Source organism: Pseudoalteromonas sp. SR43-7, from assembly GCF_014163785.1.
Taxonomy (GTDB): Bacteria; Pseudomonadota; Gammaproteobacteria; order Enterobacterales; family Alteromonadaceae; genus Pseudoalteromonas; species Pseudoalteromonas distincta.
In genome coordinates this window covers 140,121-160,016 of record NZ_JACJDY010000006.1, presented here as the reverse complement: position 1 = coordinate 160,016, position 19,896 = coordinate 140,121, and the positions used below count along the sequence as shown (strand labels likewise).

Sequence of the window (19,896 nt, the reverse complement as noted above, 5' to 3'; positions counted from 1 at the left end):
TTTAGGAGCCTTACATGTCAGGCGAATATAAACAGCAATATAATGCCTTTAAACAAAACCCAGCCCAATTTTGGCTCGAACAAAGTAAAAATATTCCATGGTATAAAACCCCCACAAAAGCATACACACAAGACGACAACGGGCTTTATCATTGGTTTAGTGACGGGCAATTAAACACCAGTTTTTTAGCACTAGACCAACACGTTATTGCCGGATTTGGCGAGCAAACAGCACTGATTTACGACTCTCCAGTCACTAATACAAAGCAAACTTATAGCTACTCACAACTACAACAAGAAGTTGCTAAATTTGCAGGAGTAATGCAATCGTTAGGCGTTACAAAAGGCGACCGCGTTGTTATTTATATGCCAATGATCCCACAAGCTGTTATTGGTATGTTGGCGTGCGCTCGCCTTGGTGCTATTCATTCGGTGGTATTTGGTGGGTTTGCTGCACACGAATTGGCTGTACGCATTGATGATGCCAAGCCCAAACTTATACTTAGCGCCTCATGCGGGGCTGAAGTAAACAGCGTTATTGAATACAAACCACTTATTGATAACGCAATAGACTTAGCTGCGCACAAAGTAGAACACTGCGTTATTTATCAGCGTCCACAAGTAACCGCCACTCTTAAGCCTAAACGAGACATAGATTGGAGTCAGGCAATGCAAACGGCTGCAAGCGCAGATCCGGTGCCTGTAAATGGAGATGATCCGCTTTATATTTTATATACCTCAGGCACGACAGGCACACCCAAAGGCGTAGTACGCGAAAATGGCGGTCACGCAGTGGCAATGCAATACAGCATGGCAACCGTTTATGGTATGAAGCCCGGCGACGTATTTTGGGCAGCGTCTGACATTGGCTGGGTAGTTGGGCACTCTTATATAGTTTACGCGCCGCTAATGTATCGCTGCGCAACTGTATTATATGAAGGTAAACCAGTTAAAACCCCCGACGCCAGTGCATTTTGGCGCGTGGTTGAAGAATATAAAGTAAATGCATTATTTAGTGCCCCCACCGCATTTAGAGCAATTAAAAAAGAAGACCCAAATGCCGATGGTTTTAATCAATACGATACCTCAAGCTTAAAGCGTTTATTTTTAGCTGGCGAGCGATTAGACCCTCCCACTTACGAGTGGCTTAAAGAAAAAACCAAACTGCCAGTGCTCGATCATTGGTGGCAAACAGAAACCGGCTGGGCTATTGCTTGTAACCCTGTAGGGCTTGAGTACTTAGCAACAAAACCTGGCAGCTCTACCGTGCCAACTCCAGGTTTTGACGTGCGAATATTAGATATGAATGGCAATGAATGCGCAGCTAACGAGCAAGGCGCTGTGGTAATTAAACTGCCACTTCCACCGGGTTGCCTACCAACTATTTGGCAAGATACCCCGCGCTTTAAAGCAAACTACCTAAATGAATACGAGGGTTATTATTTATCTGGAGATGGTGGTTATATTGATGAAGACGGCTACCTATTTATTATGGGCAGAACCGACGACGTTATAAATGTAGCAGGGCATAGGCTTTCTACCGGCGAAATGGAAGAGATAGTAGCCGCGCACCCTGCTGTTGCCGAATGCGCTGTTTTTGGTGTAAACGATCCTCTAAAAGGGCAGCTTCCTATGGGAATGATCGTGCTTAAAAATGATTTTATGGGCTCAAGTACCGACGTGGAAGAAGCGCTTGTTTTAAGTGTTCGTAATCAGATTGGCGCTATTGCGTGCCTTAAAAATATAGTTAGCGTAGGTAGGTTACCTAAAACTCGCTCGGGTAAAATACTGCGTAAAAATTTGCGCCAATTGGTTGATGGCGAAGAGCTACAAATACCTTCAACCATAGATGATGCCAGTATCTTTGAAGAAATAAACCAACAACTAACACAAAGATAAACCCAACCAACCTATCTAAAGCCATTTTTATAATGGCTTTTTATTTCATCCTTATATTTGATCCTTTTACTTAAGCTTTAATTTAACCAATAGCTGAAATTTTTTACGGCTTAATGCTTTCTTCTTTTAATAGCGTTATTAATTTAATCAATTTAAAAAGGAATGGTGTATGCCCCGCTTGCTACAAAAACTATTAACTACAGCCCTATTGTTTATAGGCTTTGCCACACAAGCCTATGAAATAGAAGACTTAGGAGATGGCTTACACCGCTTTATAGACGACAGACACCGCTCAGTATTTTTAATCACTTCTGAGGGTGCAATTGTTACCGACCCGCTTAATAAAAAAGCCGCCACCTGGTTAAACGAGCAAATTAAAACCCGCTATAACGTACCGGTAAAGTATGTAATTTATAGCCATAATCACAGCGATCATATTTACGGCGCCGAGGTATTTAAAAACCCGCACACCACGTTTGTAGCGCATAAACTCGCTGCGCAAGATATTAAAAACACACAAATGAAAACAGTAACGCCCAGCCTTACTTTTGATGACGAGCTACTACTTACTCTTGATGATTCAACAGTAAAGCTTAACTACCATGGTCCAAACGATGGTCGTGGTTCGGTTAGTATATTATTCGAAAAGCAAAAAACGTTATTTGTAGTTGATTGGATTGTTATTGGCAGAATGCCGTGGCAAAAGCTGTGGAGTTACGATATTCAAGGCATGATTAACTCAACCCAAGTGGCACTCAAATATGACTTTGATACTTTTGTAGGTGGTCATGCCGATATTGGCAGTAAAGCAGATGTAGCGCGTTACTTAAGTTATTTAGATCTTTTGTATAGCCAAGTAACCGCAGGCGTTTTAGCTGGTAATACGCTTGACGAAATTAAACAAAATATAAAGTTAGACCAATTTAGTGACTTTAAACAGTTTGATGCATGGTTACCGCTTAACATAGAAGGCGTGTACGAGCGTTTAATGGAAGAGTCTGGTATGGGTTGGCGCAGCGATTTATAAGTTTGAACTCAGCGGACTAAGCTCTGAGCTCTAAGCTCTAAACTCAATATTATAAGCATTGGTATTGGCGTATTTAACGCTGTACCAATGTACTTATTAATTAGTTAAATAGACGTCAAAAGCCATATAAATCACCTTTACAATATCCTTACGTTTGCTTACAGCACTATACAAAAAAAAAGTTTATCCTAGGCTTTGTATTAAGCTACATAGGACTAATAAACATGAACTTATCTTTAAAAGTAGTTTTAGTAATGACGACCGCGCTTATTATGAGCGGCTGCACAGTATATCAACATGGTCCCAGTGCGCATAAACCACATAAAAAAGTCGTTAAAGTAGTTACGCCTGCTTTAGTAACTGAGCACAACTCTCCCAACATTGTGATCGTAAAAGCCAAGCCCACAAAACAAGCCTGCACTAAACACGATGATCATTGGCATTGTAAGGCTCATTAACAGATACTTTGCTAAATAAATCACTAAGTTTCTATATTCTCAGCGTTAAATTAAATATTTTTGAATATAAAAAACCGCGCTAAAGCTTTTTTAAAAGTACCTTAGCGCGGTTTTATATTTTAAATCTAAGTAACCTAAACTCTGGATAATAAATCTATCTCAAGCAGCTATTCTCAGCGCGAACTGCGTTGAATTTACTTGCAATAGACCAGCTATTGACGCGTAAATTCGCCTTGTTTTCACTGAAAATTTCTGGCTAGAAAAAATAAATTTTAATATCACTATGATTCAATATGTTAGTAAATCTCTTAACCAGAGTTCAGGTTAAGTATTAAAAAAAGCGTATTAACTAAAATCGACCACCACTTCATAACGCCCAGGCATGTCGTTTACTTCGTATACCCAACCGTGTCGTTTTATTATTTTTTCGCTTAACTCCAACCCTAAACCGTAGCCAATGTTAGCAGGCTTGTTTGTGTTATTAGCACTGTGTGGCGTTTCAGTTTGTTCGCTGCTATTTACTATAATTACACGGCTACCCTGCTGAGTAATTCGCACTTGCCCTTGTTGCGTATGCTGATACGCATTACGTATTAAGTTAGTAAGCACAATGTGGCATGCGGTGGCTTCGGTATTAATAGTTGTACTTTGGTTATCAGTATTTATAAGTACATCAACTTGTTTTGAATTGAGTAAATAATCGAGTTCGTTACCCAAGGTCGTTATTTTTTCGGCTAGGTTTACAGGCTCTGGTGCACTTTGCTGGTCGTCATTTCGGCTAAGCCACAATAACGTCTCGGTTAAATCGCTCATGGTTAAACCGGCGCGCTCTATTCGCTGCAGTGTAAGTTGCTGTTTATCGCTTAAAGGCGCTTTTTCGCTTAAGCGGTTAAGTAACTCAACGTTGCTACGAATAACCGAAATTGGTGTACGTAACTCGTGGCTCGCATAACTTAAAAAGCGCTGCTCTCGCTCAAGGCTCTCGTGAGCAGAAAGCAAGCTACTGCGTATTAACGTTGCCAAGGTATTTAGTTCGTTATAGGTAAAGTCGGGCGGCGTGTTTTGTAAATTATTTTGATTTAACGACTTAGCCCAACCGCGTAGTGACTCTACTGGCTTAGCTATTTTTTTCATTACCATAAACAAAAAGAAGGTAAATAAAGCAATTGCCGTAACCCCTGTTAACGCTATCCATGCCAACTTTTTTATAGGTTTATCGGGTGAGCTTTGTTTTTTAAGGCGCTCTTTTTCAAGCATAATGCGTGATACGTAACGGGGCTCCCCTGCAGGGTTTTGAAAATACGCTACAAAATAGAGGTCTTCCGGCATTGAAAAAAACGATGGTTTTACTTTGCTTTTTTGTAGTACGCCAATCTCTGTAGGCTTTGTAAAGCGTTGCTGAATTTCGCTTGGCATGTCTTCCCAGCGACTAGCTATTTTAAAGCCAATCATTTCTGCAGGTTCACCGTTTTTAACCTCAGTAGATTGCGAAAGCGCATGCATTACGCCATTTAACCCTCGGTCTAAGCCATCAATAAAATAATTAACACTTAAAAACGAAAAGCCAATTGCCATTAATGAACTTAAAAGCACCATGGTGGCAAAAAAATACAACCTCAGGCTGGGTCTAATTTTCATGCTTGTGTCTCATTTTTTAATTTTAGCGCAAACCCTATACTGGGTATTGTTTCTAGTACGGCTTGGCAATGCGCTTGCTCTAGCTGTTTACGCAAATGATGAATATGCACTTTTAAGCTATTGCTGTCCGGCTGTTCGTCTCCCCATATTGCTTGCATAATTACCTGTCGGGTTACTGGTTTTTGCTGCTCTCGTACAAGCACTTCTAATAACTTAAAAGTAATGGGTGATAACTTTAAACTGTGCGCAGCCACTGTTGCTGTATGCGCAGTTAAATTAAGTGTTAAGTTAGCAAAGGTAAGTCGCTTAACCTCTCCACTTTTACGCTTTGCTAATACTTGAACCCGCGCTACTAGCTCTTTCATCGCAAATGGTTTTACTAAATAGTCGTCACTACCGGCTGCAAACCCCTCAAGCTTATTGTCGAGGCTATCGCGCGCTGTCAGCATTAATACTGGTATATCAATGCCTTGCTCACGCAATGTTTTACACATGGTTAAACCGTCCATTTTGGGCATGTTTACATCTAATATAATCATTTGATATTGATTACGTTCTATTAAATTTAAACCCATTACGCCATTGCTTGCATGGTCACACTCTATTGACTCAATTTCGAGATAATCAACAATGGTGGTTGCCAAATCTATGTCGTCTTCAACCAGTAGTACGTTTATCATTAAGAGGCTGTTTCCTGCGTTTTATTTTTAGCACCTAGCGATTTTAGCACAGCATCAATACCGCGTTTAGCATCGGTTTGAATCATTAATAATGCTGGTATAAGTATTAAGGTAATAACCGTGGCAAACAAAATACCGTAGCCAAGTGATGCTGCAGCAGGGATTAAAAACTGTGCCTGCATTGAGGTTTCGCTAAGTAGCGGCACTAAGCCTGCGTACGTCGTAATTGAGGTAAGTAATACCGCACGTAATCGGCTCGTACACGACTCAACTATGGCATCGTGCGTGCTCATGCTCTCTTCTTTTACTAGTTCGTTAAAGCGTGAAACAAGTAATAAGCTGTCGTTTACAACTACCCCACTGAGCGCCAAAATACCATTTAACGACAATATACTAATGGTTAAGTCGTTCCACCAATGTCCTAAAATAGCGCCCACAATGCCAAACGGAATTGCTACCATAATCAACATAGGTTGAATGTACGATTTAAGCGGAATAGCCAGCAACACGTAAATAACTAATAAAGCCGCTACAAACATAGTGCTCATTGAGCTGGTGGTTTCGCTTTGTTGCTCTGCCTCTCCTGCAAAATACACACTTAAGTTAGGAAATTGCTGTGTTAACTCAGGAATTAAGTCGCGCTTTAAGTTAGCAACTAACTCGTTTGGAGCAATCACGTTTTTATCCACTTGGGCGCTTAAATAAATTGCACGAAGTCCATCAATGCGGGTTATTTCATCTTGCTGATATTCACTGCTTACTGTGGCTACGTTAACTAAAGGGACAACCGTGCCATCGGGTAGGCGAATACGCGACTGCATTATATCGGCAGGTGTTTTACGAGCATCTTCTGGGTAGCGTACACGTACTTTAACTTCGTCTTTATTACGTTGGTAGCGCTGTACAACTGCACCACCAAAGGCTTGCAGTACTTGCTTTGATAAACTGGCTGTATCCATGCCAAGCGCGCGCCCTTGTGCATTTAGGGTAAATTTAAGCTGTGGCTGACCTGGGTTTAAGTTGTCGTCTATTCCGTTAACGCCTGCGGTATTTTGCAAGCGCTCCTTAAATAGTGCGCCCGCCGCCATTACGGTTTCGTCGTCCCACGCTTTAAGTTCAACTTTAAAGTTATCGACCATTTTACGCGTGGCTAATATTTGTAATTTTTTACTGCCCTCAAGGCTACCTGCTACGCGCTGCCATTCTTGAGCAAATTCGCTTGCTGTAAAAGCGCCTTCGTTTAATAGCTCAACGCTTACTTCACCGCTGGTGTCGCTGCTACTAATGACTTGTAGGCTGGTTATTTCGCTTTTGTCAGAGCTCAACTTAGTCATTAAGTTTTGCTCAGCTTGTAATGCACTTTGCTCAAGCGTTAGTAAGTTTGTGTTTGTTTGCCCATAAGCGGCGTCGTTTTGCATAACTAAATCGGCTGTTACAGTGTCGCCTGCAATACTTGGGAAAAAACCAACTTTAACTGTGCCTGTCATCGGCATGCCAATAACTAATATAAAAAAGGCGATAAACGCAGCCACTACGGCGTATCTAAAGCGCAGTGAAAATTCAATAACCTTGCAGTAAATGTTTTTGCTAAACCAGCTTAAGCCGCTATCAGCACCATGTTGTATTTTTGACCACAGACCTGCTAAGCCTTTTTTAACTTGGCGTTTAGTACTAATGTGGGCTAAATGCGAGGGTAAAATAAGTTTTGATTCAACAACTGAAAGCAGTAAACAAATGGTCACTACAGTGGCAAATTGAGAGTAAATTTTACCTAAGTTACCTGACACATTCGAAAGCGCCACAAACGCGGCAACGGTGGTTAACACCCCAAATATTGTTGGCACAGCAACTTTCATAGTACCTAAAACTGTATTATTTAATGTATCGCCATGTTTTTTACGTGTGGTGTAAATACTCTCGCCTACAACAACGGCATCGTCTACCACTATGCCCAGCGCCATAATAAAGCCAAAGGTGGTCATTTCGTTTATGGTTAGTGCGGTGTAGCCATCGGTCATAAAATAAAGCGTACCAAAAAATACAAATGGCAAGCCACCAGCCACCCATAGCGCTACGCGTACGTTTAAAAATATGGCAAGTATTACAAACACCATAATAATACCGGTCACCGCGTTTTTAGTAAGTAGCGATAAACGCTCGGTGATCATGGTGCTTTTGTCGTGCCAGCTTTCAAGCTCTACGTTTTGAGGTAATAAACCGCTTTCGTGCCATTTATCTATTACGCTATTAGCTTGCTTAACAATGGTAGTTATATCGCTGTTATCGCCCATTAAAATTTCAACGCCTACGGCATTTTGTTGGTTATAACGGCTTAATGAGTTGCTATCTTCGGCAAATGAGTCGGTAACGGTTGCTACATCGCCTAACTTAATTTGTGTGCCTAATGCGGTTGTTAACAATACAATATTGGCAAAGTCGCGCTGCCAGTAAGCTTGGTCGGCGGCTTTTAAGCGTATAATTTTACTGCTATCGCGCAAACTAGTCGAAAGCGGGCTTGATGACTCATTATTAATGACCTCACTTACATCACTAATAGTTAAGCCATACGCTTGTAATTTACCTTCGTCGATTTCTATGGACATCATCGGGTCGAGCACACCCGATTGCGCTACGTCGCTAATGCCTGATTGCGCTAATAAATCGGCTTTAAGTTTTTCACCCAGGTTTTGTAATGTATGGCGATCTGCATCCCCAAAAAGTTGCAGCGTTAATGCATGATCTTGCCTACGGGCTTTATCAATAACAGGTTGCTCAGCATCTGCCGGAAAGTTATTAATAGCGTCAACTTGGTTTTTAACGTCAACAAGTAACTCATCGAGTGAGCAATCAGTACTTTTTTCAATGCTTACATGGCTGCCGCTAGCATCGGATGTAGAAGTAACACGTTTAATACCCGATACGGTTTCGAGCGCTTCTTCTATTTTTAACGCTATTCCTTCTTCGGCTTGCAATGCATCGCCACTGTCGTAAACCACCGATACCGAAATAGTATCTGGCTCTAAACTCGGAAAAGCCTCTTTACGTAAAGTCGTAAGCGACATAATACCCATTACAATCACACTAACTAACAATAAGTTAGCGGCAACAGAGTTATTTGCAAACCAATTAATAATACCGTGCAGCGGGTTATTATTGCTGGGTAATTGAGGTGGTTGATGAGGGCTCATTATTGTATCTCCTCAACTATTGGATTTACTTTCATGCCGTTTAAGTAACTAACAAGTGGGCGCGCCACCACTTTTAGATTTTTAGCACCATCTACTGGCGTAATATATACGTAACCCCCACGCTCAAATACTTTATTAGCGTGTGTGCTTACTAAGCTATTTTGATCATTTACGTACCAAATTAAGCCATCTTGAGATACCGCCGAAGCAGGCAGTTTTATTACGTTAGTTAACTGCTTACCGGCAATTTCTACCGCTAAAAATGTACCAGGCAGTAACGACGTTGTTTGCTCAAACGGTTTATCTAAGGCAACAATTACGCTGCGTTGGCGCGAGCTGTCATCAAGGTGTTGCTCAAAACGTGCAATATAACCGTTCCATTTAGTATTAGTGGTTACATCACTTAAAATAACATCGCCTGATTTATTATTTGCTAGGTTTTGCCACTGACTTAATGAAAGCGGCACCGTTATTTCTACTTTGTCAGTGCTGTTGAGCGTGGCAAGCGTATCGCCAATACTCACATAAGTACCTAAATCTATATCGCGCGATAAAATAACAGCGTCAAATGGTGCACTTAACTGGGTGTTATTTACATCACGCTGTGCGGTTTTAAGTGCATATTGTGCTTTCTCGAGCGTAGCTTGCGCGGCTTCTAACTGCAGCGTTCTAAATACAAGCGGCGAGCTTGGCGCTTGCGTAACGCCTGAGCGATCCCATTCACGTTTTGCTTGTTCCCCTAAATCTTGTTCTTCTTGCAGTGCTAGTTTTGCATCAGCCAATGTTGCTTTTGCGCTAGCTAGAGCTTGTAAGTATTCGGTGTCATCAATTTGTGCAAACACCTGCCCTTTAGTTATTAAGTTACCGGTCGCAAATTGCTCGCTCATACTGGTTACTTCGCCTTTAACTTGTGCTTTTAAGCTAAGTGACCAATGCGCTTTAGCTTCACCGTGGCCGCTAACATAAGCCTGATAAGTGCTCGGAGCTGCATTAATTACCGATACATTTGGGGCAATAGCTTTAATAGCGGCTGGTTGTGGACTATTTGCTTTTTCAGCCATTTTTTGACCGTTATACATAATAGCAAGCACTATACAAACAATAGCAACAAGCGTTACAACAACCGGTGTTGGCGAAATTTTCATGACGATACTCCAAGGCCCAAAGCGAGGCCTAAATCTATGCGGTTAGTTAAAAGGGTGTAGTTTATTTGGCTAAGCTGGGCTTGCAGGTCGTATACTTTTTGTTGCACTGTTAGCAAATCTAAAATATCAACCAAACCTTGTTGATACTTACTTTGATAGTTACTAAAGCTGCGTTTAGCGCTAGCAAGTGCATTGCTAATTTGCAGTTGCTGCTCGGTTAATGATTGCTCCTGCCCGAGTGCATTTTCAACTTCGTTTACCGCACTTAGCAGCGTATCTTGGTACTGCCAAAACGCTTGCTCGGCATTTAATTTTGCAATATCAACTTGCGCACGCAGTGCTCCACCTTCAAATAAAGGGGCACTTAAACTGCCTAATAAACTCCACACTGGGCTGGTTAATAATGCTTGGCTTGGCGTGCTTGCTAAATCACTCAGTGATGCCGAAAGCGAAATACTCGGTAGTAACTCTTTGTACGATACATCAACCAAGTAATGCTTTGCCTGAATGTTGTAATAGGCACTTTGTAAGTCAGGTCGGCGCGCCAAATCTTGCTCTGGTAATGTACTTAATGGCTCAATAACGCTTGGCAGGGTTAATGTACTTGGCAGGTTCTGAAGTTTATCAGTGCCTACAATTAGCATTAAAGCACGCTTTGCTTTTGCTATTTGTTCTTCGTAATCGGCAATGGTCGCGCGGGTAGATGCCGTGCTAGTACGGGCGGTATCAAGCGCTTCTAAATCACCTAATCCATATTGGTAGCGCTCTACAATACTTTGCTCATTATTTTGTAAAGCAACTAAACGTTGCTGCTCTATATCGAGCAAATTTTGCTGCAAAATAATATTTAAATAAGTACGAATAACACTCGCTACTAATGTGTCTTTAGCACCTTGATAAGTAGCTTGGTTACTGGCAATAGTCATATCTTGCGCGGCTACGTTGTCAGCAATTTTTTGCCATATATCGGCTTCCCAGCTTATACCTACTGATGAGCTATATTGCGTGCCTTCGGTTTCACTGCGCTGCGCGTCAAATCCTGCATCTACACTAAACCACTGACTTGCAGCAGTTACATCACGCTGCGCATAAGCTAATTTTAATGCAACATGCACTTGATTAAACGATGGGTTATTAGTAACAGCTTGCTCAATAAGCGAATCAAGCCCTTCAATATCCACCAAATCGGTAATGTAATTTACTTGCTGTGCGTTACTTTGCGTGTACTGCCAGTTTGTATGTTGCTTTAGCGACTGCTCAGTACTATTACCTTGATAGCTTGGCTGACTACTACATGCAGCAAGTGTGCAACTAAGTGCGAGTAAAAAACCGGTTGAGTGCTTTTTAAAATAAACCATTTAACTATGCCTAATTCGTACTATTACACATAGCTTATTAGGTCGAGGGTTAAGAAGGGGTTAAAAGGAGTTAACTTACTTTAGACAAATTAGTATTTGCCTCGCTTAGCCAAATTACGTAGCCTTTGGCAAAAATACTCATTCAAAACCCACATGCAAAAATTAATTTTTACTCTTTTTTTAATATTCCCAGCTTTATTACAGGCTAAAGTCACTTTAAGCGATAAAACGCTTATTTATAGTGGTCAAATCAACAAACAAAATAACAATACAGCAGCTGAGCTGTTAAAAAACAATCCCACAATTAATACCTTTACTATTACCAGCGGCGGCGGAAACATAGCTTTAGGAATGGATTTAGCCGAGCTAATTTTGGCGCATAAATTAACCGTAAATATAAAGCAGTTTTGTTTTTCATCGTGTGCTAATTATGTGTTACTTGCTGGGCACCCTACTACAATAGAACCTAATGCAATTATCGGTTGGCATGGAGATGCAGCCTCAGCAAAATGGTTAGACAGTGATATTGATGCCATGGTAAAGCATTTAGAAGAGCCGCAAAAAAGCCAAAAGTGGGAAGAATTACGTGCTCATTACGATGAGGTAATTAATAAAGCAAGCCTGCGCGAAAAAGCCCTATACAAAAAATTAAACGTAAATCATGATTTACTCACTGTAGGGTTAAAACCCAATTTACGCAGCGCAGCTATAAAGCAACATGCCCGTGGCTGGACGTATTCACCTAAAGTGCTTAACTATTTTGGAATTAGCAATATTAGCTATAATAATTGGCAACCTCGCTCAGCTAAAAACTTCCCCCTTCTTATTATTAACGATCTTAAATAATTAATTGGTTCCCCTCCATTTAGTAACACTCTCTTATTTGCAATATAAACCCTGTTAAGCGCAGGGTTTTGCTTTTTAGGGACATTTTCAACTTCAATTGAATACTCACTATTTATAATACAAATACAGATTAAACTTTTAAATCTAATTGATATCAGTTATCATTCGCAACATCATTAACTTTTTATATTAACAATAATGAACAAGCTAATTAAGTTTACCCCAATATTATGCGCCCTTGCTTTAGCTGGCTGTGGTGGTGGATCTGGCAACACAGCCCCGCAGTTTGCACAACCTAATTTAAGCTTTACTGTAAACGAAGACTCTCCATTTACTGCTCAAGTAACAGCCACCGACGACGATACCCTTAGCTACACACTTGCTAATGCACCAAGTAACGGCACTATAGCAGTAGAAGCAAATGGTCAATTTACGTATACGCCTTTTAGTAATTATTATGGCGAAGATACCGCGACCATTAGCGCAAGCGATGGCAACTTAACAGCAAATGTTGTGGTACGTTTTAGCGTAGAAAATGTTAATGATGCACCACAGTTACTAACCACTAACGTGTTTGTTACCTCTTCAACCACCACACAAGGGATTATTACTACGCAAGATTTAGATGGTGACACCGTAACTATTAGCTTAATTACACCACCTAGTAATGGCGTAATGAGCATAAATAGCACCACGGGTGAATTTACCTATGAGGCACAAACTCTAAGCAGCATTGATGAGCAATTTGAAATTAGTTACACAGATGGCCTAATTAGCGAGCCATTAACTGCAATTATTTCGTTAAGCCCTTCTTATGTAACTAACGAAGACAAACTTAATTATTACTACAGTTCTAGACTATCTCATCTAAAACAAGCAGATGAACTAAGCGCAAATATTGCTGACGAACTGTCTCGTTACGATATATACGCAACCCAAGCAGCGGCCTATGCGCGTGCAGGATTTTTAGATACTGCTAACGACTATTTAGCACTTATAAACGAGCAAACGGCGCGTTCTTCGGCACTAAAAGATGTGGCGCAAGCACTTGATGAAATAGGCCAAACAGAGCAAGCAAACGATTACCGCGTCCAAGCGGTAGCGGCCTACAACCAATACTTAGCTGATAAAGGTTTCGATAACATTGCCTCATCAGACGCATCAGCACTTTACTCTTTAGTAAAAAGCTACCTAGACGCCGATCAAGTCTCGCAAGCAAGTAATTTGTTGAATACAATTTCGTTATACGCTGAGCAAGTACGCGAAGACGAATACACATCAAGCTATGGCTACTTTTTAAATAGCGTACGCTTATCAATAGATGATGCCCTACAAAGCTATGCACAAAGCCTAGATGAAAGCGATTTAACTCAAGCCAAATTACTTGCCAATAACTACGCGCAACTTGCGGTAAAAACGGGTTACAGACTTGTACGTAGCGGCGAATACGAAGGCCAACCATACGAGCAATACAAAACGTTGCACGGGGCATGGGCTGCGCAATATCTTTATAGAGCTGGCGAATTTGAAGCGGCAAAAGACTATACCAACCAAGTACTTGCTATGTATGGCTCTACTGGTTTTGATAGTAATTATGCCTATTCTGCATCGCCATATAGCGCCGCTACTTTAGATAACTACACCTACCCTATTCAATTTTTAGCAGGCTTAATTGAAGGCTTATACCAAAGCGACGAAAACCCTGCAATAACGCTGTCAGACAGCGAAACCGATATAAATAACGCGCAAGAACAAGTGTATGGTTTTAATATAGCTAACCGCCTACTTGCTGGTGAAGATATAACGAGTGCCGCAGCACAAGCTCGCAGCTTTTTCACTGAAAATGGTGATTACAACGAATTTTTTAGAGCGCTAACATCGCTTGATAACGTCCCTGGTACAGGCCTAATTTTAAGTGAAGCCGGCAGAAACGACTTAGCACAGCAAGTATTTACCTATGCGGGCGACTTTTTAGCCTCTGATGAATACATTAGCAAAGAGTCATCAACCACGTTTTTAACCGGTTCCAAGGGCTGTAAATTGTTAGTTGATTTAACTGCGCAGGTCGGTGGCGATACAGCAAATGCCGCTAATAAATGTTTAACCATACTTAATACGCTTAATGATGGCGACATACGCACGCTAAGTAATAGCTCATCAATTACGGCGCATAATCAAGTAATAGTATCGCTAATTGAAGGCGGCTTAGCGGAGCAAGTAGCCGGTGTACACAATCAACTACTTAGCTATATTGCACTAGATGAAGATACCGAAGACAGATTTGAAGCCCGCCTAGAAACCTTAGGTTACTTAGTTAATGCAAACCAAACATCGCTTGCAAGCACCACTTTAAATGATGCAATTACAGAAATAACACCTGCGTTAAATGAGTTAACAAGCGATCAGCTAGAAACTATTTTAGCCGCTGTTAAAGCCGAAGTAATTGGTTTAGAAGAAGCTCAAACAGGTGAATTTTTACGTTATTCTATGCTTTCAAGTATGGGTTCAAACGCAGCGAACATTAGCGACTTTTCAGCAAATTATAGTAATGCAAAAACACAAGCTAGCATGCTTTTAAATACGCTTGAGCCTCTTATTTTGGGCTTTGCCGGTACAATTATTGCCGACAACATGGCAGACTTAGTTAACAGTTTTACGTTAATTAACAACATTAGCAAAGCACAAAGCTTAATTAGTAACGGGGTTAATGGCGAAGCCGATCAGCTTGAGCTTTACATAGGCATGACCAACTTAGTCGCCTCTCGCGATGACTTTAGAGGCATAGCGATAGCAAGCGTAGATACCGACCACGACGGCTTACCTAACTTCTTTTTACCTAACACCAGCGATGAAGACATAGCCTTAGCAGGATTAATTGCCGACCAAGATGCCGATAACGATGGCGTCATTGATAGCGAAGACACTACCCCACTAGGTATTTAAATAAGAGCCGTAATAAATGCAGACACCGACTACCCTCGCGTGTCTGCTTTTGCTTTCTCAGGGTGTATACGCCGCAGAGCAGCAACAGCAGACCGAACCAAAGCCACAGCCATGTAACGAACTTAAAGATGAGCAAAAAGAGCGCTGTGAAGCACTTGAGCATATTGAAGTAAAAGGCCAGTACATAGGCATAGAAGTACCCGAAGTTATTGGGCGTTCTTATTTAAACCGTGATTTTATAAACGCCACACCTAAAGGCAATGGCGATATAAATGAGCTAATTGCATTGCTCCCTGGCGTGCAGCTAAGTAACGAAGCGTACTCTATTGGTAGCTTAGCTGAGATCAGCGCGCCAGAAATATCAATCTCAGGGGCGCAGCCTTGGCAAACAGGGTTTTCGTTAGATGGGTTAAATTACAATAACCGCATAGACCCAGCAAGCAGCAGCCGATTAAGCTCTTCATCAGACGATGTGTCGGGTGGCGTACAAAGTATGAACGTGAACTCCGATATAGTTGAATCAATCACAGTTTACGACCATAACATACCGGCTGAATTTGGTGGTTTTTCGGGTGGTATTGTTGATAGTAAAACCAAAAGCGTATTTGCAAACAACAGCTTTAGTTTTGGCGTGCGGGGGAATCAAAGTAGCTGGGGGAGTTATCATTTTATTGAGGCTGATCAAGACAGTTCACAGCAAAATGTTGACCAAAGTACTCTTGAAGAGCCTAAATACGAAAAAATTAGCTATAACCTGCGTGCTAATAAACAAATTAATGAGCGCCATGGATTAATGATGAGCGTTAATTACTTAACCAGCGACATCAGCGATTTATCGCTAGGGGAAGTAAAAACCCAAAGCAGAACAAACATAAATGCGATTGTGAAGTATGGCTACCGAAATGGCTGGGTAGATGCACTAGATTTAACACTAATGTACTCCCCCTACGAAGTTGATAACTTTATAACGGATGCCAAAGACAGTAACTTTCATTTAGAAGGCGGTGCTATTGGCGTCGTTGCGGCATTGACCGAGCATTTTGACTTTGCATCGTGGCACAGTAATCTTAATTTTAGTATGAGTGACAGCAGCCGAGAAGGCCCAGCTCACTTTTATAGCTGGCTACAAGCCAAAGGGAAAGATTGGGGGCAATACGCCGACCAAGGCGATGCGCAAACTCGTTACTCTCGCCAAGGGGGATATGGCGCCCTAGATAATACCCAATACACCACCAGCTGGAAAAACACCCTTGATTTTAAAACGCTGGAGTTTGCAGGCACTGAGCACCGCATTAAAGCCGGTATTGAACTTATTCGCCAAGAAGTAGAACGCGAACGCATACAAAATAGCTACAGCTACGACTCCCCTATTATATGGTCTAGCGCGAGTACGCCTCTTAATTGCAGCGGTTACACACTTGATTGCCAAGTACTTCAAACCACTATTTCTATTGATGAGTTAGCAGCACAACTTGGTGGCGAAATTGATTTTAATAATCAATCGCACATTACTTCCTATACAAATAATGTAACCGCTACAGCGCAGTATTTTAATGGCCGTTTAGTCACCCCTGCCGAATACATTAACGTAACACTTAATCGTGCCTCGTTTTATGTAACCGATAGCATCACATTAGGGCAGCTAAACCTAAACTTAGGTATGCGCTACGAATATGATGACTTTTTAGTAAATCATAATATCGCGCCACGTATATCGCTGGGTTACGACGTATTTAACGACAACCGCACTATTATTAGTGCAGGCGTTAACCGCTATTACGACTCTGCCATTATTGGTTATAAAGTCAAAGAACAGCAGCGTTTTTCATATCGAGAATACCGCCCAATTGAAAACGGTTACCTGCAAGGGTGGCTACCTTCTAACTATACTGGCGCGTTTAAGTACCGCTTTGATGATGTAAACACCCCGTACGATGACGAACTCGCATTAGGTATTGCACATTCATTTGAAAAAGCAGGTAATGTATCGCTTAAATATGTCAAACGTAAAAAGCATCAGCAATTTTCTCAGGTTACCGATGAAGAAGCTGCTAGCGATGGATATAAATATATTCGTATGACCAACGAAGGTGATGGTAGCTCAGAGCGCTATTCTATTTCGTGGAGCGCGCAGTTTGGTAGCCATTCATTATGGGCTAACGCCTCATACGCTGAAAACAAAGTCTCTAACGACGACTACAATGCCACTGCTGAAAATACCCCCCTTGACGAACTCGTTTACTACGTAAATGCAAGTGGCAGCGGCGAGCTTGTAACGCTTGGACAACTTGATCAAATTCGTACAAACTTTGGCACTCCGATTACCGGTGCGCTAGGTTGGAATGTTGATTGGAGCAATTCATTAAGCACAGGGCTTAACGTAACCTTCAGTGATAGCTACACCAGCGCAGTGAGCACCGGCGCAAGCGAAAGCATAGGCCTTGAACAGAGCTGTGCGAATTGTCCTGCAGAATCAACACTTGTTGATATATACGAAGAACAAGAAATTCGTGCCAGAACCATGCTAGGCCTTAGCCTGCGCTATAGCCACAACCTAACAAAAACCCAGTCAGTTGAAATAAGAGCAGATATTTCTAACTTGTTGAATGCACGTACTTACACAGTAAACGAAGGCGCATCTGGTATTGAGCCTGGGCGTATGTTTTGGCTAGGAGTTAGCTATAACTATGATTAGGTTATTAAGCATTTTTTTTCTGTGCTCATTTAGCTTAAACGCCACACCAACAAGTAGCCACGATTTACGCTCACTGTATAGCAAAGGCCAAGCACACTGGCCTGCTATTCAAACCAGTGATGGCAGAAGCGTTGAGCCCATGTCGCTTTTGCCTGTAGCCTCGCCAAAACCTGAGCATGTTGCTTTAGGTGACAAGCTCTTTCATGATGTGCAGCTCTCGCGTAATAATACCGTTAGCTGCGCAACCTGCCATGAGCACGACAAAGGCTTTCATGATGGCCGCACAACCGCAGTGGGTATTGATGGGAAAATAGGCACACGCAATACCCCTGCAATTTTTGGTATAGATCAGTGGCAAAGCTTTTTTTGGGATGGTCGCGCTAAAACAGCTGAGCAACAAGCACTTATGCCCATTAGCAACCCAATTGAAATGGACTTAGATCCACAAAAAGCTTTAATGCGGGTCAATAAAGATAAAAGCTATACGGCATTTAATAAAAGTGCTTTTAATTCAAATACGCTCTCTATGGCACAAATGGCAGAAGCCCTCGTTGCATTTGAGCGAACACTCATTGCACCTAATACTCGCTTTAAATCATTTATTAATGAGGTTCAGAGTAATCCAAAAAAAGCGCTTAGACGTTTATCCGATAATGAATTAAACGGATTACATTTATTTAGAACCAAAGCAAAATGTATGACTTGCCACAATGGCGCACTATTAAGTGACAACCAATTTCATGGCACTGGCCTTCATTACTACGGCCGTAGTTTTGAAGATAAAGGGCGGTTTAATTTTACAAATAATCCAAGTGATATAGGGTTATTTAGAACCCCTTCTCTACTTGGTTTAACTGAAACATTTCCTTGGATGCACAATGGGCTTTTTGATGACCTACTAGGCATAGTAAACATGTACAACCATGGTGGAGCAAGACCTAAGCCTAGGAAAAGCCAATTAAACGATCCACACTTTCCTAAAACGACGAAACTGTTAAAACCATTAAAGCTCACCAAGCAAGAGCGTTTAGATCTTGTTGCATTTTTACGGATTTTATAAGTTTTGTAATTGCTCTATCAACCATTTATGAATAGGGCTGTTATTAGTACGCGGATGCCATGCGGCTATTACTTTAAATGTAGGGGGCAGAGCTTCTATTTTTAGCTGTTTAACTTTGCTGTTTGGTAATAATCTTGATGGGTAAAACGCGAGCATATCGGTTGTATGTAAAATGTCGGGCACCGCAGAAAAACTTGGTACCGACATTACAATATTACGTTTTAGCCCTTGGCTTTCAAACCACTGATCGTGCGATCCGCGCAAATTTGCACGAGATGGCGACACCACTAGCTGTGGATGCTTTGCAAATTGCGCCAATTTCAAAGGTTCAGTGTAAGTCGTGTTACCTATACCGGTAATACACAAATGTTGTTCTTCAAACAAAGTGATATAAGAAAGGTTGTCGGGTATAAATTCTGGAAAGCTTATCAGCAAATCAAGCTCGCCTGCCGTTATAAGTTGATTAACGTTATCTGATGCAAAGTCGCGCACAATCAACTTTAAACCTGGCGCTTCGCGGCGGGTAATATTAAATAATTGTGGCAATAAGGCCTGCGTGGCGTAGTCGGTTGCGCTTATGGTAAACACACCTTTATAAGTTTGCGGGCTAAACTGCTCGGGCTCTAGTAACGACTCTAATTGCTTTAAAATATGATTAACAGGCGCCTTGAGTCCTTGCGCTTTAGGAGTAGCAACCATGTTATTGCCTTGGCGTATAAACAAGCGATCGTCAAATAAATCTCGTAGCTTTCGTAGTTGCTCACTAATGGCTTGTTGCGTTAACCCCATTTTTTTGGCTACTTGCGAAAGATTTTGCAGTTCTAATAAGCTACTGAGTACTCTTAACTGTTTTATATCGAGCCGGCTAATACCATTCATAATTGTATGCTGCACAAAAAAGTGTTGTTTCAAATTGTATCCTTAAATCTCTATGCTGCCAATGTTGCTTAACCACTATTT

The 19,896-nt window shown here is 41.5% G+C and carries 13 protein-coding genes; 7 read left to right on the top strand and 6 right to left on the bottom strand.

Translation table 11 applies throughout. From position 1 onward, the window contains the following. Positions 1-14 precede the first annotated feature (14 nt). The 3 genes from H5087_RS06965 (at position 15) to H5087_RS06955 (ending at position 3,383) form a co-directional block, all read left to right on the top strand. Positions 15-1,898: a propionyl-CoA synthetase gene (locus tag H5087_RS06965; protein ID WP_182671555.1), complete on the top strand. Its 1,884-nt coding sequence runs from the start codon at positions 15-17 to the stop codon at positions 1,896-1,898. 169 nt (positions 1,899-2,067) lie between these two features. Beyond that, positions 2,068-2,925, top strand: a complete 858-nt coding sequence (locus H5087_RS06960) for an MBL fold metallo-hydrolase (RefSeq protein WP_182671554.1) — start codon at positions 2,068-2,070, stop codon at positions 2,923-2,925. 224 nt (positions 2,926-3,149) lie between these two features. Further along, a complete protein-coding gene (locus tag H5087_RS06955; protein WP_182671553.1) occupies positions 3,150-3,383 on the top strand; it encodes a hypothetical protein in 234 nt (77 codons plus the stop codon). A 345-nt stretch (positions 3,384-3,728) separates the two neighbouring features. Here H5087_RS06955 and H5087_RS06950 read toward each other — a convergent pair whose 3' ends face one another. The 5 genes from H5087_RS06950 to H5087_RS06930 are packed head-to-tail and all read right to left on the bottom strand — an operon-like array spanning position 3,729 to position 11,392. Continuing rightward, entirely contained in the window at positions 3,729-5,021 is a 1,293-nt protein-coding gene (locus tag H5087_RS06950; protein ID WP_182671552.1) for a HAMP domain-containing sensor histidine kinase, read from the bottom strand. Beyond that, entirely contained in the window at positions 5,018-5,701 is a 684-nt protein-coding gene (locus H5087_RS06945) for a response regulator transcription factor (RefSeq protein ID WP_182671551.1), read from the bottom strand. The genes H5087_RS06950 and H5087_RS06945 overlap by 4 nt, the downstream gene beginning before the upstream one ends. Then, positions 5,701-8,889, bottom strand: a complete 3,189-nt coding sequence (locus H5087_RS06940) for an efflux RND transporter permease subunit (RefSeq protein WP_182671550.1) — start codon at positions 8,887-8,889, stop codon at positions 5,701-5,703. The genes H5087_RS06945 and H5087_RS06940 overlap by 1 nt, the downstream gene beginning before the upstream one ends. Next, positions 8,889-10,034: an efflux RND transporter periplasmic adaptor subunit gene (locus H5087_RS06935; RefSeq protein ID WP_182671549.1), complete on the bottom strand. Its 1,146-nt coding sequence runs from the start codon at positions 10,032-10,034 to the stop codon at positions 8,889-8,891. The genes H5087_RS06940 and H5087_RS06935 overlap by 1 nt, the downstream gene beginning before the upstream one ends. Beyond that, complete coding sequence (locus H5087_RS06930) at positions 10,031-11,392, bottom strand: TolC family protein (RefSeq protein WP_182671548.1); 1,362 nt, start codon at positions 11,390-11,392, stop codon at positions 10,031-10,033. The genes H5087_RS06935 and H5087_RS06930 overlap by 4 nt, the downstream gene beginning before the upstream one ends. 153 nt (positions 11,393-11,545) lie before the next feature. Between H5087_RS06930 and H5087_RS06925 the strand changes: the two genes are divergently transcribed. The 4 genes from H5087_RS06925 (at position 11,546) to H5087_RS06910 (ending at position 18,936) form a co-directional block, all read left to right on the top strand. Next, a complete protein-coding gene (locus H5087_RS06925) occupies positions 11,546-12,238 on the top strand; it encodes a hypothetical protein (protein ID WP_259397748.1) in 693 nt (230 codons plus the stop codon). Positions 12,239-12,436: 198 nt separating this feature from the next. Further along, positions 12,437-15,181, top strand: coding sequence for a cadherin-like domain-containing protein (locus H5087_RS06920; protein WP_182671546.1), 2,745 nt, complete (start codon positions 12,437-12,439; stop codon positions 15,179-15,181). A gap of 16 nt (positions 15,182-15,197) precedes the next feature. Further along, the gene (locus H5087_RS06915) at positions 15,198-17,876 is read left to right on the top strand and encodes a TonB-dependent receptor plug domain-containing protein (protein ID WP_182671545.1); all 2,679 of its coding nucleotides are present in this window, start codon (positions 15,198-15,200) and stop codon (positions 17,874-17,876) included. Continuing rightward, positions 17,869-18,936: a cytochrome-c peroxidase gene (locus H5087_RS06910; RefSeq protein WP_182671544.1), complete on the top strand. Its 1,068-nt coding sequence runs from the start codon at positions 17,869-17,871 to the stop codon at positions 18,934-18,936. The genes H5087_RS06915 and H5087_RS06910 overlap by 8 nt, the downstream gene beginning before the upstream one ends. On the opposite strand, the gene H5087_RS06905 is transcribed toward H5087_RS06910, so the two are convergent. Continuing rightward, the gene (locus H5087_RS06905; RefSeq protein ID WP_220491546.1) at positions 18,931-19,848 is read right to left on the bottom strand and encodes a LysR family transcriptional regulator; all 918 of its coding nucleotides are present in this window, start codon (positions 19,846-19,848) and stop codon (positions 18,931-18,933) included. The two genes, H5087_RS06910 and H5087_RS06905, sit on opposite strands and share 6 nt — an antisense overlap. Positions 19,849-19,896: the final 48 nt, after the last annotated feature.

What these genes read in the sequence shown, in the direction of transcription:
- H5087_RS06965 (WP_182671555.1), top strand. Translation starts at nt 15, where the DNA reads ATGTCAGGCGAATATAAACAGCAATATAATGCCTTTAAACAAAACCCA.
- H5087_RS06960 (WP_182671554.1), top strand. Translation starts at nt 2,068, where the DNA reads ATGCCCCGCTTGCTACAAAAACTATTAACTACAGCCCTATTGTTTATA.
- H5087_RS06955 (WP_182671553.1), top strand. Translation starts at nt 3,150, where the DNA reads ATGAACTTATCTTTAAAAGTAGTTTTAGTAATGACGACCGCGCTTATT.
- H5087_RS06950 (WP_182671552.1), bottom strand. Translation starts at nt 5,021, where the DNA reads ATGAAAATTAGACCCAGCCTGAGGTTGTATTTTTTTGCCACCATGGTG.
- H5087_RS06945 (WP_182671551.1), bottom strand. Translation starts at nt 5,701, where the DNA reads ATGATAAACGTACTACTGGTTGAAGACGACATAGATTTGGCAACCACC.
- H5087_RS06940 (WP_182671550.1), bottom strand. Translation starts at nt 8,889, where the DNA reads ATGAGCCCTCATCAACCACCTCAATTACCCAGCAATAATAACCCGCTG.
- H5087_RS06935 (WP_182671549.1), bottom strand. Translation starts at nt 10,034, where the DNA reads ATGAAAATTTCGCCAACACCGGTTGTTGTAACGCTTGTTGCTATTGTT.
- H5087_RS06930 (WP_182671548.1), bottom strand. Translation starts at nt 11,392, where the DNA reads ATGGTTTATTTTAAAAAGCACTCAACCGGTTTTTTACTCGCACTTAGT.
- H5087_RS06925 (WP_259397748.1), top strand. Translation starts at nt 11,546, where the DNA reads ATGCAAAAATTAATTTTTACTCTTTTTTTAATATTCCCAGCTTTATTA.
- H5087_RS06920 (WP_182671546.1), top strand. Translation starts at nt 12,437, where the DNA reads ATGAACAAGCTAATTAAGTTTACCCCAATATTATGCGCCCTTGCTTTA.
- H5087_RS06915 (WP_182671545.1), top strand. Translation starts at nt 15,198, where the DNA reads ATGCAGACACCGACTACCCTCGCGTGTCTGCTTTTGCTTTCTCAGGGT.
- H5087_RS06910 (WP_182671544.1), top strand. Translation starts at nt 17,869, where the DNA reads ATGATTAGGTTATTAAGCATTTTTTTTCTGTGCTCATTTAGCTTAAAC.